Raw genomic sequence first — 14,894 nt, forward strand, 5'->3', positions numbered from 1 at the left:
TCCTCAACACCGGACTCTCTATGTCACAGACACTCGCTCTTCATCCCGTGAAAAAACGGGATGCGGTCTTCCTTTGGGTTTTCGTTGGCTGGCTGGCCTTTGCCTTGCTGCCGAGCTGGAGCCTGGATTATGGCCTGCTGGAATCCACCGGCGACGAGATCCTCGATGCCTATAGCTGGTCGCACTTTAACGTCAGCTGGCTGTGGTATCTGCTCCCCACTCTGCTGCTGGTACGTCCGTTCAGCGAAGCGAAGCGCGAACAGCGCAGCCGCCACTACCTCGACGCCGGCTGGGCGCTGCTGTGCATGGCCTTTGTGGTCATCAGCGCCATCCTTGAAGGGCGCGGTTTAGGCTATGCCACCATCGTGCTGTTTGTGGCGCTGGGGGCGATTATGACGCTGGCCCTGACCCGTCTCGAATGGCTGGGGGGCGACCGCTTTGTGATTGGCTCGCTGATCGCCATCGTCGCGCTGATCGGCATCTTTATCGTCTGGCCGAGCATCGCCATCTTTATCCCGATGTTCACCAACGACGCAGGGGAATTCGCCCCGCTGGCATTTATGAATGTGCTGTCGCAGTCGCACATCATCCAGGTGATCATCAACTCGATCCTGCTCTCCATTGCGGTGGGTATCGGCTGTACCTTCTTTGGCCTCGTGCTGGCGATCTACACCACCCGCATCGCCAGACGTAGCGCCATTATTGGCCGCATCTTCTCGATCCTGCCGATCGTCACCCCGCCGTTCGTGGTGGGCCTGGGCGTGACGCTGATGATGGGGCGCTCCGGCTACGTCACTGAACTGATGGTTGACTGGTTTGGCTTAACCAACACCAACTGGCTGTACGGGTTTACCGGCATCTGGCTGGCGCAGGTGCTGGCCTTCACCCCGATGGCGTTTATGATCCTCGATGGCGCGATCAAGACCATTCACCCGTCGCTGGAGGAGGCTTCGTATACCCTGCGCGCCAGCCGCTGGCAGACCTTTAACGGCGTCTTTGTCCCGCTGCTGAAACCGGCGCTGGCGAACGCCTTTTTGATCGTGATTGTGCAGTCGCTGGCCGACTTCAGTAATCCACTGGTGCTGGGGGGCAACTTCGACGTGCTGGCCACGCAGATCTACTTCTATATCACTGGTTCTCAGCTGGATTACCAGGCGGCGAGTACCCTGGGCGCCTTCCTGCTGCTGTTCTCGCTGCTGGTGTTCTGCATCCAGTATATGTGGATCGGCAAACGTTCTTACGTAACCGTCTCCGGCAAGTCCTATCGCGGCGACGTACAGCCCCTGCCGGTGACGCTGGTGTGGAGCGTAATCGCCCTGTTGGCCGTGTGGATCGCCTTTAACGCCCTGCTCTACGGCAGCATTTTCTACGGCAGCTTTACCGTCAACTGGGGGGTGGATTACACCCTGACGCTGGATAACTTTATCAAGCTGTTCGGCCAGGGGATGAGCGACGGCGCATGGCCTTCGCTGCTCGATACCCTGCTGTACGCCGGGATCGCCGCACCGATCACCGCCGCCTTCGGTTTACTGATCGCCTGGATCGTGGTGCGCCAGCAGTTCAAAGGCAAAAAGACCATCGAGTTCACCACCATGTTGTGCTTTGCCGTTCCGGGCACCGTGGCGGGCGTGTCGTACATTCTGGCCTTTAACAGCGCGCCGGTGTACCTCACGGGCACCGCCGCCATCGTCATTATCTCGATGGTGATGCGTAACGTGCCGGTGGGTATTCGCGCCGGGATCGCGGGTCTGGGTCAGATCGACAAATCGCTGGACGAAGCCTCACTCAGCCTGCGGGCCGGGTCGCTGCGTACCATCACCCACATCCTGCTGCCGCTGTTGCGTCCGGCCATTTTGTCGGCGCTGATCTACAGCTTTGTGCGTGCCATTACCACCGTCAGCGCCATTGTGTTCCTGGTCACCCCGGATACCCGGGTAGCCACGGCTTACATCCTGAACCGCGTAGAAGATGGCGAATACGGCGTGGCGATTGCCTACGGCTCGATCCTGATTGTGGTCATGCTGGCGATCATTTTCCTCTTTGACTGGCTGATCGGTGAGGCGCGTATCTCCCGTTCTAAAGCCAAAAACCAGGCGTAACACTATGACTCAGAAACATTTTGTTGAACTGCGTAACGTGACCAAGCGCTTTGGCGCGAACACGGTGATTGAAAACATCAACCTGGCGATCCCGCAGGGGGAGATGGTGACGCTGCTCGGCCCCTCCGGCTGCGGTAAAACCACGGTACTGCGTCTGGTCGCCGGGCTGGAAAAGCCCACCAGCGGGCAGATCTTTATCGACGGCGAGGACGTGACTCACAGCTCCATTCAGCAGCGTGATATCTGCATGGTGTTCCAGTCTTACGCCCTGTTCCCGCACATGTCGCTGGGCGAGAACGTCGGCTACGGCCTGAAGATGCTCGGCGTGCCGCGTGTAGAGATCAAAACCCGCGTCAAAGAGGCGCTGGCGATGGTGGACCTGGAGGGCTTTGACGATCGCTATGTGGATCAGATCTCCGGCGGCCAGCAGCAGCGCGTGGCGCTGGCCCGGGCGCTGATCCTCAAACCGAAAGTACTGCTGTTCGATGAGCCGCTGAGTAATCTTGATGCCAACCTGCGTCGCAGCATGCGCGACAAGATCCGCGAGCTGCAAAAGCAGTTCAACATTACGTCGCTGTACGTCACCCACGATCAGAGCGAGGCCTTTGCGGTCTCGGACACCGTGCTGGTGATGAACAAGGGCAACATCATGCAGATTGGCTCGCCGCAGGATCTCTATCGCCAGCCCGCGTCGCGCTTTATGGCGAGCTTTATGGGCGATGCCAACCTGTTCCCGGCCAGCTTCAGCCACGAGTCTGTGGCGATCCACGGCTACCGCCTGCCGCGTCCGCTGCACTTTGCCGCCCAGGGAACCGGCACCGTGGGCGTGCGCCCGGAGGCGATCACCCTGAGCCAGCACGGCGACGAGAGCCAGCGCTGCGTGATCCGCCACGTCGCCTATATGGGGCCGCAGTATGAGGTGATCGTCGAGTGGCACGGGCAGGAGATTTTGTTGCAGGTGAATGCTACGCGTCTGCAACCGGATGTCGGGGAGACGTATTACCTGGAAATTCATCCGTACGGGATGTTTGTGCTGGCGGATGCAGCCTAGGTTGTACTCCCTTTCCATTCAGGAGGAGATACCGCGTGCCGCTCTTGCGGCACGCGGTAGTTCAACATGACTTTTCCGTTCGGATTTCATCACATCATAAGTTAGCTGCGGCGGTTTCTCAGTTCTTCGAGCCGCGCTCTTTTTCTGTTTTCTCTCTGGCTTTCAGCTATTCCAACAGATGCCTTATTCTGCCGTTGCACCTGAACGCCGCCACCACAGGTGCGGCACGCTGGGTAGTTACGATGAGCGGGGAGAGTTTCGGAATGCACGTAGTGGGTGTAGTGAGATGAGCGTCCGCTATGAGCGAAAAGCGGACATCTAAGAATTGATGAAAAGTACAACATCTTCAGGTAATAAATTTCGCCGAAATAATGTAATTACCGACCCGAAGGCCGGTAATTGTTAACACTGATAACCGTTTTACCACGCGTAAGCTTCAGGTGCCTCCCCGCCTGGTCCCGGCCAGATGGTATCAAGCCTTTTGAGCGTATCGTCTGAAAGAGACAGCGTCAGGGCATTGAGATTCTGACGGAGCTGTTCAACTGTACGCGGACCACTGAGCACGGCGCTAACCACAGGGTTCTGCAGCAGCCATGCCAGCGCGACGTCTGATGGTGTTTCCCCCAGCTCATCACACAGTGTTTCCCAGGCCTCCAGTTGCGGCCGCAGGCGGTTGATTTGTGCCTGCAACTGCGGTGTTGCCCGGCGGCCACCGGCAATTTTTTTCAGCACGCCACCCAGCATCCCCATCCCGACCGGGCTCCACGGGATCATGCCGATGCCGTAATGACGGAGCGCCGGAATGACCTCCAGCTCAACCGTACGCTGGGTCAGGTTGTACAGGCTCTGTTCCGATGCCAGCCCCAGCAGGTTGCGCGCGTCAGCCTTGCACTGTGCAGTGGTAATATCCCAGCCAGCAAAGTTACTGCTGCCCACGTAGCTGATTTTACCCTCACGGATCAGCTGTTCCATGGCCTGCCAGATCTCCTCCCAGGGCGTGTTCCGGTCGATATGGTGCATCTGGTAGAGATCGATATGGTCCGTTTTCAGCCTTTTCAGGCTGGCCTCACAGGCGCGGCGGATATGGTAGGCAGACAGGTATTTGTCGTTCGGGCCCGTGTCCATCGGCTGGTAAACTTTCGTGGCCAGCACTATCCGGTCACGCTGACCACTGCGCGCTAACCAGTTACCGATGATTTCTTCGGATGTTCCGTAACCCTTTGCCATATCCGGTGACTGCGGCCCGCCATAGACGTCAGCGGTATCGAAAAAGTTGATACCTGCATCCACGGCTTCATCCATGATCCTGAAGCTGGTCGACTCATCCGTCAGCTCACCGAAATTCATGGTGCCGAGACCGATGCGGCTCACCCGCAGTCCGGTACGACCAAGATGTTTGTAGTTCATGCCAAATGCTCCTTAACTGAACACGTTATTTCAGATTTTTACGGAAAAAGTCTGTCAGCTTGTCAAAAGGGATTACGTCGGTACGGTCATACAGATCGACATGCCCTGCGCCCGGTACGATGTACAGTTCTTTAGGCTGACCGGCGCGTTTGAAAGCATCCTCGCTGAACTCTTTTGAGTGTGCCTGATCGCCGGTAATAAACAGCATCGGGCGCGGAGAGATAGTTTCAATATCGTTGAACGGATAGAAGTTCATAAACTTGCCAATACTGCTCAACATCGGTTTCGTCGTCAGTTCTTCTTTCTGACCCTGCGGGGTGTAGCCGCCGCGTTCTGTGCGGTAGAAATCAAAGAACTCACGCTGAATATCCGGTGTGGAGTCATCCAGTTTGTTCACGGTGCCAGGGATATAAGCCGTCTCGCCGCCCTTAAACTCGGCTAACCGTTGCTCAATGGCTGACTGGATAAAGGCCTTACGTTGTTCTCCCGTCTGGGAATGATTAAGGCCATTACGGAACGCGCTCCCCATGTCATACATGCTGACCGTGGCAATGGCTTTCATACGCGGGTCAATCTTGGCGGCACTGATAACAAAACTTCCGCTGCCGCAGATACCCAGCACACCGATGTTATCCGGATCGACAAACGGCTGTGTGCTCAGATAATCAACCGCCGCGCTGAAATCATCTGTGTAGATTTCCGGTGAAATCAGGTGCCCCGGTTTGCCCTCGCTTTCTCCCCAGAAAGAGAGATCGATAGCCAGCGTGACAAAACCCTGCTCCGCCAGCTTCTGCGCATAAAGATTTGAACTCTGTTCCTTAACGGCTCCCATCGGATGACCCACGACGATAGCCGGGTGTCGGGTGTTCTGGCCCATCGTTTTCGGGATAAACAGGTTGCCGACCACGGCCATCTGATACTGGTTTTTAAAGGTGACTTTTTGCTGCGTCACCTTATCGCTTTTATAAAAATTATCGGCTCCACGGGACATATCCGCCGCAGAGGAAGCAAATGCACTGATCAACAGCCCCAGCGCTAACGTAAATTTTTTCATGATGGTCTCCTTATTATTAAGCCAGGGTGGCGTTATCAATGACAAACCGGTAATGCACATCGCCCCTGAGCATGCGCTCATAGGCGTTGTTAATCTGATCGGCTCGAATAAGCTCAATGTCGGCGACAATGCCGTGTTGGGCGCAGAAATCGAGCATCTCCTGCGTTTCAGGAATGCCGCCAATCATCGACCCGGCAATCGACCTGCGCTTCATGATGAGGCTGAACACTTCTGGCGCGTCATGCGGCGTGGCTGGCGCACCCACCAGTGTCATCGTGCCGTCGCGTTTCAGCAGTGCGGTGAACACGTCGAGGTTATGCGGTGCAGCAACGGTGTTGAGGATGAAATCGAAGCTCTTTGCATGGGCTTCCATTTCGCTGGCATGACGGGAGACCACAACTTCATCTGCACCAAGCGCTCTGGCGGCGCCTCTTTTGGACTCAGACGTGGTAAAGGCCACGACATGCGCGCCCATGGCGTGCGCCAGCTTGATCCCCATATGCCCCAGCCCGCCGATACCGACCACCCCGACCTTTTTGCCGGGACCCGCCTGCCAGTGACGCAGCGGGGAGTACGTTGTGATCCCCGCGCACAGCAGCGGTGCCACGGCGGCCAGCTGCACTTCCGGGTGAGTAACGCGCAGGACGTAGCGTTCATGCACCACAATCTGCTGCGAATATCCGCCCAGCGTGTGGCCCGGTGCATCCGGCGTCGGGAAATTGTATGTCCCCGTCATATGGTCGCAGTAGTTCTCCAGCCCGTCGTCACAGTCACCGCAGTGCCTGCAGCTGTCAACAATGCAGCCGACCCCCACCAGGTCCCCTGCACAAAAACCGGAGACGTGATCGCCAACGGCCACTACACGACCGACAATTTCATGTCCCGGTACGCAGGGATAGAGCGTTCCGGCCCATTCAGCGCGTACCTGGTGGATATCCGAATGGCAGACACCGCAGTACGCGATATCAATCTGCACATCATGGGCACCGGGGGCGCGACGGGTGATATCCATCGGCTCCAGCGGCAGTGTGCCCGCATGGGCACCGTAAGCTTTAACTGTCATGGCATTACTCCTGGGTTTATGAATGGTCTGCGGCAGAAGTGTCTGCCCGCGAGGTCAGAAAGATCAGTACGGTTGCGATAATCAGCATCGCGGCGCTGGCCAGGAAGGTGCTCTGGTAGCCGTGATGGTCGAAAAGCAGGCCGCCCACCGTCGAACCGAGGGCAATGGACAGCTGCACCATCGCCACCATCAGTCCGCCGCCCGCTTCGGCATTCTGCGGGAAAGTACGCGGAACCCATGCCCACCATCCCACCGGTGCGGCAGTGGAAATCAGCCCCCACAGCCCGAGCAGCGCCGTCACGATGGCTACATCACTGCCGAAGGCAATCAGTGCCAGCGCAGTGATGGCCATCAGCACCGGGATGGCCATCAGGGTCGGGTAGAACCCGCGTTTCAGCACCCGGCCAATCAGGGTAGTGCCGATGAAACCCGCGACACCAATAACCAGCAGGACCAGGGTCACCGTTGCAGCATCCACCCGCGTCACCGTCTCAAGGAAAGGCCTGATGTAGGTAAAGAGCGTGAATTGCCCCATAAAGAAGATCCCCACACCCAGCATGCCCAGCGTGACCACCCGGCGACGAAACAGCATGAATACGTTGCGGGAAGCCGCGGCCTGACGGGTGACCGGCATGGAAGGCAGACTGAGTAATTGCCAGACAAACGCGATGATGGCGACCGGCACCAGGCAGAAGAAGGCACCCCGCCAGCCAACCACCGATCCGAGCCAGCTGCCCAGAGGGGCAGCCACGACGGTAGCCAGAGCATTGCCGCTGTTGAAAATAGCCAGAGCCAGCGGAACACGGTGCACCGGGACCAGACGCATTGCCGTCGCGGCCGACATCGACCAGAACCCGCCGACCACAATGCCAATCAGTGACCTGCCCGCCATGTAGGTCAGGTAATTGGGTGCCATCGCAATAACAGCACCGGAAATTGCCATAATGCAGGTCAGGCCGAGCAGCAGCGTTTTCCGGTTAAGCGTGCCTGCCAGCACGGAAATAAACAGACTGGTTACCACGGCAAATGCCCCGGAAATGGCGATGCCCTGTCCGGCCATGCCTTCGGTGACATGCATGGTCTGCGCCATCGGTGTCAGGAGGCTGACCGGCATAAATTCGGAGGCGATCAGGGCGAAGACGCACAGCGTCATGGCAAAGACACCACTCCAGTGCGCGGGATGTTTCCCGCTTCCGGTGGTTTTTTTTCTGTTCTCGTCTGTCTTATTACTCATTCAGGGATTTCTTTTCAGTAGATAACATGAAGTCTCCGCCGCGAAGCCTTCAGCACTGCAGGAGGAGCTGAAACGGCATACGGGGGCGGGACGGTGATAAGAGGAATAATCGCGGTGCGGAAGATGCTGTGGGTCAGTTGGCGACCCTGATCTGCACCGCAAGAGGTCCGTGGCGCTGCAGGACCGGCAGTCCGGAATCCACTTTCCCTAACGGGATCAGTGAACGGGCGTAATCCCTGCCCCGGGCAAAAATCGCCAGGTTGCCCCAGGGCGCGTAGTAAGTGATATCTCCGGCTTCCGGCGTCATACCGTCCGGTGCCTGTGCCGTAGAAAGCCTGCGCGGCAAGTTGCTTATGCGCTCGATATCGGCATAGTCTTCCAGCGTCAGGCTGAGGGGAAGCAGAGACGCAAAGTCCCGGCCTGTAGGCGTATCAAAGAGGGTGGCGGTGGCGGTTTCTCCCTCCACAATGATCTCAATTTTCACAAGCGTCTCCTGAACGACTCCCCGGTCGTTGTCACCCGCCATTGCGGACTGCGTGACGAAAAGCAGGCCGGCAAGGAGCAGCAACAGTGACGTTCTGCGGTAAGCGTTTTGCATAAGGGTTAGCGTTGACTTTTTCATCGCATTATTGTTACCAATATGCGGTGGGTTAACTAGCTAATGAATCCTTAATGACCTTATAAGTAAAATTTATAAATAGACCGGAAACAATCATGGCCAGACGCAATCTCAACGACTTACTCTCTTTCGTCACCGTGGCGCGTGAGGGCAGCTTTACGCGCGCAGCCGCGCAGCTTGGGGTGACCCAGCCCGCACTTAGCCAGGCGATTTCCGGGCTGGAAGAACGGATGCAAATCCGCCTGCTGACAAGGACCACGCGCAGTGTGTCAGTGACGGCTGCCGGGGAGCGACTGCTGCAGTCTGTGGGCCATCGTATTGATGAGATTGAAGCCGAGCTGGACATGCTGACGGCACTGCGTGATAAACCTGCGGGGACGGTCCGTATTACTTGTGGACCTAATGTTCTGAAGACCACGCTGCTGCCAAAGCTGACACCACTGTTACGCGAATATCCGGATATTCATATTGAGTTTGATGCCAACCACGGGTTCCGGGATATCGTTGCGGATCGTTTCGATGCCGGCGTGCGGCTAGGAGACACTATCGACAAAGATATGATAGCCGTACCCATTGGCCCGAAACTGCGCATGGCGGCTGTAGCTTCCCCTGAGTATTTCGCCCGGTGCGCCGCTCCTCAGACGCCACGCGATCTGATGCAACACTGCTGTATTAATGAGCGCATGGTTCAATCGGGGAAAATCTACGCCTGGGAGTTTGAGCAGGAAAACGGCAAATTTCACGTTCGGGTTGAAGGCCAACTGACGTTTAACACATCGGAACACGTCGTTGATGCCGCTCTTGCCGGACTGGGCATTGCCTTTTTACCTGAAGAGGAGTTCGGCACACATCTACAGGAAGGAAAACTGATCCGCGTACTTGAAGAATGGTGCCGTCCTTTTCCCGGTTACTATCTTTATTATCCCAGCCGTAAACAACCCTCTCCGGCCTTTTCACTCGTTGTGGATGCGTTGCGTATTAACCGGAAAATGTAACGCTGAATTATCGGGCCAATATTTCAGGAACGGACGTGAACGTCCGCTTCTGGCACAAAGCGGACATTCCGGCCTTTTACATTCGTTCTGCCCTTATTCAGCCCATCCTTCAAGGATCAGGCCAGGCACACGCTCACATTTCCGCATATTGTCCTGGCCGCAGTCAGCGCGCCCCTAATCTCCGTGGTTGCATCTACCGGGGCGCGGTCCTATGAGAGGGAGAAGTCACGACATTTTATTACCGCTGTGCGTTCAGATCCGCAATATCCTTCGGTGTCGTCCGGCAGCACCCGCCGATCAGCTTCGCCCCTGCCCCCAGCCACTGCGGCAGATAGCCCGCCAGCGTTTCACAGGCTTCGCCGTGATGGTGCCAGGTTTTGCTGACCGCATCGTAGTGTTCACCCGAGTTCGGATAGACCACCAGCGGCAGCGCGGTCAGGCTTTGCAGATGTTGCAGCGCGGCGGTGGTGTTCTCAAGGGCAATACAGTTAATGCCCACGGCAATCACCTGCGGGTAATGTGCCAGCGCAGCGACCACGTCGCGCAGCGGGGTGCCGTCGCTCAGGTGCTCGCTGTCGCGCAGGGTGAACGAGAACCACGCCCGGGCGCGCGGGTAAGCAGTCAGCAGATCGGCCAGGGCCTTAATTTCAGCAAACGACGGCAGGGTTTCGCAGGCCAGCAGGTCAGCCCCGGCATCCAGCAGCGCTTCCACCCGCGGGCGGTGAAACGCGGCAAACACCTCAGCGCTAAGCGTATAGTCGCCCCGGTACTCCGATCCGTCGGCCAGATAGGCACCATACGGCCCGACCGAGCCCGCCACCAGCAGCGTACCCGCCTGCGGATTTTCTGCCAGATACGCCTCGCGCGCCTTACGCGCCAGTTCAACACTTTTACCAATCAGCGCCCGGGACTGCGCCTCATCCAGCCCGCGGGCGGCAAACCCGTCCGGCGTGGCCTGGTAGCTGGCGGTGATCGCCACCTGCGCCCCGGCGCGGAAGTAATCGAGGTGGACGTCGCGGATCAACTCCGGGTTTTCCATTAACACTTTGGCCGACCACAGGCTGTCGGCCAGGTTACAACCGCGCGCTTCCAGTTCCGTTGCCATCGCCCCATCCAGCACCACAAACGGCTGGGTTTCCAGGAGGGCGGTAAGCGGATTATTCTGCGACATGTTCAGGCTCCTGCGTTTTCAGATGTTGAGTAAGGTAGTACGCGCCATAGCACAGCGCCACAAACGGCAGCCCACAGTAAAGGGCAATACGCTGGCTCGGGTCAAACGCCAGGCCGACGCAGGCCACCAGGCACAGGATAAAGCCCAGCACCGGCACCAGCGGATACCAGGGGGCGCGGTAGTGCAGATCGCCGAGCGGTTTCCCGGCCTGCAGATGACGACGACGGAAGACAAAGTGTGAGGCGCAGATGCTGATCCACACCGCCACCACCGCAAAGCCCGAAATGGCCGACAGCGCAACAAACACCGTATCCGGGGCGACCACGCTGGAGAAGAGCGCCAGCACGCCGCCAAGCATCGACACCGACAGCGCCGTCAGCGGCACGCCGTTTTTGTTCACCCGGGCAAAGCAGCGCGGCAGGGTTTTCTCGTTCGACAGGGACCACAGCATCCGCCCCGAGGCATACAGCCCGGAGTTGGCCGCCGAGAGGATCGCCGTCAGGATGACAAAGTTAACGATATCCGCCGCATACGGAATGCCGACCTTCTCAAACACCAGCACGAACGGGCTCTTTTCCACCCCGGCCTGCTGCATGGGGATCAGCGCCGCCAGCACGAAGACGGTGCCGATAAAGAAAATGATCAGGCGGGCAATGGTGGTGCGGATCGCCACCGGAATGACCTTGTGCGGGTTTTCGGTTTCCCCGGCGGCGATACCGATAAGCTCGGTGCCTGAGAAGGCAAAGTTAACCGCCACCATCGTCATCAGGATCGGCAGACCGCCGTGCGGGAACCAGCCTTCGGCGGTGATGTTCGCCAGCCCGGGCGCTGCGGAACCGTCCTGCATCGGGATAAAACCAAAGATTGCCGCCCCGCCGAGGAGGATAAAGGCGATGATGGTAATGACCTTCACCAGCGAGAACCAGAACTCCCCTTCGGCAAAGAAGCGGGTCGAAATGACGTTGAGGGCGAAAATGACCGCGCAGAAGACCACGCACCACACCCAGACGGGCACCTGCGGGAACCAGTACTGCATGCAGAATCCGGCGGCGGTAAAGCTCGATCCCAGCGCCACCGTCCAGGTGAGCCAGTAGAGCCACGCCACGGTGTAACCGGTCGCCGGGCCGAGATAGCGCGCGGCATAGACGTGAAAAGCGCCGGTCTCCGGCATCGCCACCGAGAGCTCGCCCAGACACTGCATCACCAGCCAGACCACCAGCGCGCCGATCAGATAGGCCAGCAGCGTTCCCGCTGCACCCGTGGTCGAAATAATGTAACCCGTATTAAAAAACAGCCCGGTACCAATCACGCCGCCGAGGGAGAGCATGATCAGGTGGCGGGTCTTCATGGTGCGCTGTAGCTGCCCGTTTTGTTGTGTTTGCATATCACCTTCTATACGTATGGACATCTAAACATCCAAAAGAAGGTGTGTTTATACCGCGATTGTTAATAAATTGCTAGCCATGCACCAGACGAAGACGCGCGCGACGGGCGCTCAGCCGGGGTCGAACCGTGTAAATGACGTAAAGATAGGGTCGCCATGCCATATACCACCTCCTGCAAGTCGATACTTACAGCATGCGCCGCACAGGCCGGTTCGTCGGTCAGGCGAAAGTGGTATCTGTTTTTTCTTACTCAACTTTGGGGAGCGTGCGCAGCGCCAGAAGCATGCTGGCAACGCTAAACAGCGCGATGATCCACGCCATGGTCCAGGGCGTGCCGTCGCTCATCGTTGCCAGCAGCAGTGAGGAGATGATCCCGCTGCCGTACTGCAGCGAGCCAATCAGCGCCGAGGCGGCTCCCGCATGGCCCGGTACCGCATCCAGCGCGGCGGCGGTCGAGGTGGCGGCGATAATGCCGTTCATTGAGAAGAAGACAAAGATCAGCCCGACGATAGCCGCGATGCCACCAACCTGTAACCCGACGCAGGTCGCCATCACGCCCGCCGCAAGGGCCGCCACGCAAGAGGCGTATCTAAGCAGCGTCTCCAGGGGGTAGTGATTCACCAGCCTGCGATTCACCATGCTCATCCCCATCACGCCGACAATATTCAGCGCAAACAGCCAGCCATAGTAGGCCGGGTCAACGCCAAAATAGCGAATGTAGACAAACGGCGAGCCGGTGATAAAGGCATACGCCGCCACGTAATAGCAGGTCAGGCTGAGAGTAAATTGCATAAACGGACGATTGCGCAGCAGCGCGGCATAATTTCTGAACGCCCCTGCCACCGAGGCTCTAGCGCGCTTTTCCGGCGCAAGGGTTTCAGGCAGCCAGTACAGGGAGGCCAGCATCAAGGCGCCAATCACCACCAGCAGCCAGAAAATGCTGTGCCAGGAACTGACTTTAATCAGCTGCCCACCGATAAGCGGCCCGGCTATCGGGGCGATGGCCATGACGATCACCAGCGTCGAGAGCATCTGCGCGGCGCGGGTACGGCTGAACAGATCGCGGATCATCGCCCGGGCCAGCATCGGCCCGGTACAGGCCCCCAGCGCCTGGAAGACGCGCCAGAACACGATATGGCTGATATCCGTCGCCAGCGCACAGCCGGCGGAGCCGATAATAAACAGCACCATCCCGATGAATAAGGGTATGCGCCGTCCAAAGTGATCGCTGATCGGCCCCCAGATCAGCTGCGCAATGGCAAAGCCGACGAGAAAACCGGTGATGGTCAGCTCGACATTGCCGTGCAGCTCGGCCGCCATCACTGGCATGGCAGGGAGATAGATATCGGTGGAGAGCGAGGTGAAGGCCATTAAGGCGCTCAGGATCAGCACAAACGGCAGGCCAGTGGTTTTGGTTTTAGACATGAGGATCGCTTCAGGTTAACTGGGCGGTAAGCTTACATGAATCACTCTCATGAATAATCCCGGCAAAATGGGATGTCGTTATGAATGTGGATCATGAGTGCAGCCTGCTGCCGGGTGGCGGTATTGTCATACCCGGCGTGCGTAGGGCTGCTTCTCCAGGCCGGCGCGAGCGCATCGTCGCCGGGCAATCGTCCCGTACGAAAGCATGAGAATGTTAATTCATGCAAAACACTCTATAGTCGTAGTGTTTCATTAATAAAGGATGAGCTAATGCGATTTAACGGACTGACCAAAGGGTTTTTCATTCTCATACTCCTGATTGTCACCTGGGCGTTTTTTGATGTGCTGTCGCCCTACTTCTCGGCGATCCTGTGGGCCGCGATCCTGGCGGTGATTTTCTACCCGGTCAAAAACACACTGCGTATTCGGATGGGCGATCGTAACGGGCTGGCGTCGCTGTTGAGCGTCCTGCTTATCTGCCTGATCGTCTTTATTCCCCTGATGGTGATCTTTTCCTCCCTGGCCTTTGAACTCAATATTGTTTACACGCGCCTGCAGCAGAACGACACCCAGTTTTCCGGGGTGTTCGCGAGTCTGTTCTCGCATCTGCCTGACTGGGTGCGCGCGCTGATGATCGAGCACGACCTGGATACCGCCACGCAGATCCAGCAGAAGCTCTCTGAGGCGGCGTTAAGAGGCGGGCAATACCTTGCCGGCAGCGCGTTCCTGATTGGTAAAGGGACCTTTGGCTTCGCCATCAGCTTCGGCGTCATGGTCTATCTGCTGTTTTTCCTGCTGAAAGATGGCCCCTGGTTGATGCGCCAGATCCTCGACAGCCTGCCGCTGTCGAATTTCGCCAAACAGCATCTGTTTGCCAAATTTGCCGGCGTCGCCAGAGCGACGGTAAAAGGTACCGCCGTCGTGGCGTTAGTGCAGGGTTTGCTGGGCGGCATCGCCTTCTGGGTCGTCGGAATTAACGGCAGCATTTTGTGGGGCGCGTTGATCGCGTTTCTGTCACTGATCCCGGCGGTCGGCTCGGCCATTGTCTGGGTCCCGGCGGCCATTTACCTCTTCGCCACCCACCAGCTATGGCAGGGCCTGTTTATTGTCGGGTTCTTTGTGCTGGTGGTAGGGCTGGTGGATAACCTGCTGCGTCCGCTGCTGGTGGGGAAAGACACCAAAATGCCCGATTACCTGATTCTGATCACTACCCTCGGCGGGATGGAGATTTACGGCATCAACGGCTTTGTCATTGGCCCGCTCATCGCCGCGCTGTTTATTGCCTCCTGGAATCTGCTCTCGGGTCGCGATCATGCCGGTAATGCCGAAGAGATTGACGATGCGATTATCGAAGAGGGGAAAAATTCTCGAGACTTATGAATAACAAGCAT

At 57.8% G+C, this 14,894-nt stretch carries 13 protein-coding genes; 5 read left to right on the forward strand and 8 right to left on the reverse strand.

Annotated features, from left to right (window positions below; translation table 11 throughout):
• Window positions 1–20 precede the first annotated feature (20 nt).
• Together C3F35_RS06945 and fbpC are read left to right on the forward strand one after the other, a co-directional pair.
• Window positions 21–2,099: an ABC transporter permease gene (locus C3F35_RS06945; RefSeq protein ID WP_103791811.1), complete on the forward strand. Its 2,079-nt coding sequence runs from the start codon at window positions 21–23 to the stop codon at window positions 2,097–2,099.
• 4 nt (window positions 2,100–2,103) lie between these two features.
• Window positions 2,104–3,150, forward strand: coding sequence for a ferric ABC transporter ATP-binding protein (fbpC, locus tag C3F35_RS06950; RefSeq protein WP_103791810.1), 1,047 nt, complete (start codon window positions 2,104–2,106; stop codon window positions 3,148–3,150).
• Between the two features lie 420 nt (window positions 3,151–3,570).
• Here the strand turns inward: fbpC and C3F35_RS06955 are convergent, their stop codons facing one another.
• The 5 genes from C3F35_RS06955 to C3F35_RS06975 all read right to left on the reverse strand — a co-directional run bounded on the left by C3F35_RS06955 (window position 3,571) and on the right by C3F35_RS06975 (window position 8,506).
• Window positions 3,571–4,557 carry an aldo/keto reductase gene (locus C3F35_RS06955; protein WP_103791809.1) on the reverse strand — a complete coding sequence of 329 codons (987 nt, stop codon included), beginning with the start codon at window positions 4,555–4,557 and terminating at the stop codon, window positions 3,571–3,573.
• 25 nt (window positions 4,558–4,582) lie between these two features.
• On the reverse strand, window positions 4,583–5,611 hold the full coding sequence (locus tag C3F35_RS06960; RefSeq protein ID WP_077227020.1) for an alpha/beta hydrolase: 1,029 nt from the start codon (window positions 5,609–5,611) through the stop codon (window positions 4,583–4,585).
• Window positions 5,612–5,627: 16 nt separating this feature from the next.
• Window positions 5,628–6,674 carry an NAD(P)-dependent alcohol dehydrogenase gene (locus C3F35_RS06965; protein WP_059308654.1) on the reverse strand — a complete coding sequence of 349 codons (1,047 nt, stop codon included), beginning with the start codon at window positions 6,672–6,674 and terminating at the stop codon, window positions 5,628–5,630.
• A 16-nt stretch (window positions 6,675–6,690) separates the two neighbouring features.
• The gene (locus C3F35_RS06970) at window positions 6,691–7,908 is read right to left on the reverse strand and encodes an MFS transporter (RefSeq protein WP_103791808.1); all 1,218 of its coding nucleotides are present in this window, start codon (window positions 7,906–7,908) and stop codon (window positions 6,691–6,693) included.
• Window positions 7,909–8,041: 133 nt separating this feature from the next.
• Complete coding sequence (locus C3F35_RS06975) at window positions 8,042–8,506, reverse strand: cyclophilin-like fold protein (RefSeq protein ID WP_223263923.1); 465 nt, start codon at window positions 8,504–8,506, stop codon at window positions 8,042–8,044.
• A 116-nt stretch (window positions 8,507–8,622) separates the two neighbouring features.
• Here C3F35_RS06975 and C3F35_RS06980 point away from each other — a divergent pair, with 116 nt between their 5' ends.
• Window positions 8,623–9,522 carry a LysR family transcriptional regulator gene (locus C3F35_RS06980; RefSeq protein ID WP_059308656.1) on the forward strand — a complete coding sequence of 300 codons (900 nt, stop codon included), beginning with the start codon at window positions 8,623–8,625 and terminating at the stop codon, window positions 9,520–9,522.
• A gap of 238 nt (window positions 9,523–9,760) precedes the next feature.
• Here the strand turns inward: C3F35_RS06980 and mmuM are convergent, their stop codons facing one another.
• From mmuM to C3F35_RS06995, 3 genes are all read right to left on the reverse strand, one after another.
• On the reverse strand, window positions 9,761–10,693 hold the full coding sequence (mmuM, locus tag C3F35_RS06985; protein WP_103791807.1) for a homocysteine S-methyltransferase: 933 nt from the start codon (window positions 10,691–10,693) through the stop codon (window positions 9,761–9,763).
• Window positions 10,680–12,077 carry an S-methylmethionine permease gene (gene mmuP / locus C3F35_RS06990; protein ID WP_059308658.1) on the reverse strand — a complete coding sequence of 466 codons (1,398 nt, stop codon included), beginning with the start codon at window positions 12,075–12,077 and terminating at the stop codon, window positions 10,680–10,682. The genes mmuM and mmuP overlap by 14 nt, the downstream gene beginning before the upstream one ends.
• 247 nt (window positions 12,078–12,324) lie before the next feature.
• Window positions 12,325–13,503, reverse strand: a complete 1,179-nt coding sequence (locus C3F35_RS06995) for a multidrug effflux MFS transporter (protein WP_103791806.1) — start codon at window positions 13,501–13,503, stop codon at window positions 12,325–12,327.
• 80 nt (window positions 13,504–13,583) lie between these two features.
• Here C3F35_RS06995 and C3F35_RS27240 point away from each other — a divergent pair, with 80 nt between their 5' ends.
• Both C3F35_RS27240 and C3F35_RS07000 read left to right on the forward strand, forming a co-directional pair.
• Window positions 13,584–13,712, forward strand: coding sequence for a hypothetical protein (locus tag C3F35_RS27240; RefSeq protein WP_327062012.1), 129 nt, complete (start codon window positions 13,584–13,586; stop codon window positions 13,710–13,712).
• A gap of 61 nt (window positions 13,713–13,773) precedes the next feature.
• Entirely contained in the window at window positions 13,774–14,883 is a 1,110-nt protein-coding gene (locus tag C3F35_RS07000) for an AI-2E family transporter (protein WP_032616736.1), read from the forward strand.
• Window positions 14,884–14,894: the final 11 nt, after the last annotated feature.

The sequence above is a fragment of the Leclercia sp. LSNIH3 genome (assembly GCF_002935105.1).
Classification (GTDB): Bacteria; Pseudomonadota; Gammaproteobacteria; order Enterobacterales; family Enterobacteriaceae; genus Enterobacter; species Enterobacter adecarboxylatus.

What these genes read in the sequence shown, in the direction of transcription:
- C3F35_RS06945 (WP_103791811.1), top strand. Translation starts at nt 21, where the DNA reads ATGTCACAGACACTCGCTCTTCATCCCGTGAAAAAACGGGATGCGGTC.
- fbpC (WP_103791810.1), top strand. Translation starts at nt 2,104, where the DNA reads ATGACTCAGAAACATTTTGTTGAACTGCGTAACGTGACCAAGCGCTTT.
- C3F35_RS06955 (WP_103791809.1), bottom strand. Translation starts at nt 4,557, where the DNA reads ATGAACTACAAACATCTTGGTCGTACCGGACTGCGGGTGAGCCGCATC.
- C3F35_RS06960 (WP_077227020.1), bottom strand. Translation starts at nt 5,611, where the DNA reads ATGAAAAAATTTACGTTAGCGCTGGGGCTGTTGATCAGTGCATTTGCT.
- C3F35_RS06965 (WP_059308654.1), bottom strand. Translation starts at nt 6,674, where the DNA reads ATGACAGTTAAAGCTTACGGTGCCCATGCGGGCACACTGCCGCTGGAG.
- C3F35_RS06970 (WP_103791808.1), bottom strand. Translation starts at nt 7,908, where the DNA reads ATGAGTAATAAGACAGACGAGAACAGAAAAAAAACCACCGGAAGCGGG.
- C3F35_RS06975 (WP_223263923.1), bottom strand. Translation starts at nt 8,506, where the DNA reads ATGCAAAACGCTTACCGCAGAACGTCACTGTTGCTGCTCCTTGCCGGC.
- C3F35_RS06980 (WP_059308656.1), top strand. Translation starts at nt 8,623, where the DNA reads ATGGCCAGACGCAATCTCAACGACTTACTCTCTTTCGTCACCGTGGCG.
- mmuM (WP_103791807.1), bottom strand. Translation starts at nt 10,693, where the DNA reads ATGTCGCAGAATAATCCGCTTACCGCCCTCCTGGAAACCCAGCCGTTT.
- mmuP (WP_059308658.1), bottom strand. Translation starts at nt 12,077, where the DNA reads ATGCAAACACAACAAAACGGGCAGCTACAGCGCACCATGAAGACCCGC.
- C3F35_RS06995 (WP_103791806.1), bottom strand. Translation starts at nt 13,503, where the DNA reads ATGTCTAAAACCAAAACCACTGGCCTGCCGTTTGTGCTGATCCTGAGC.
- C3F35_RS27240 (WP_327062012.1), top strand. Translation starts at nt 13,584, where the DNA reads ATGAATGTGGATCATGAGTGCAGCCTGCTGCCGGGTGGCGGTATTGTC.
- C3F35_RS07000 (WP_032616736.1), top strand. Translation starts at nt 13,774, where the DNA reads ATGCGATTTAACGGACTGACCAAAGGGTTTTTCATTCTCATACTCCTG.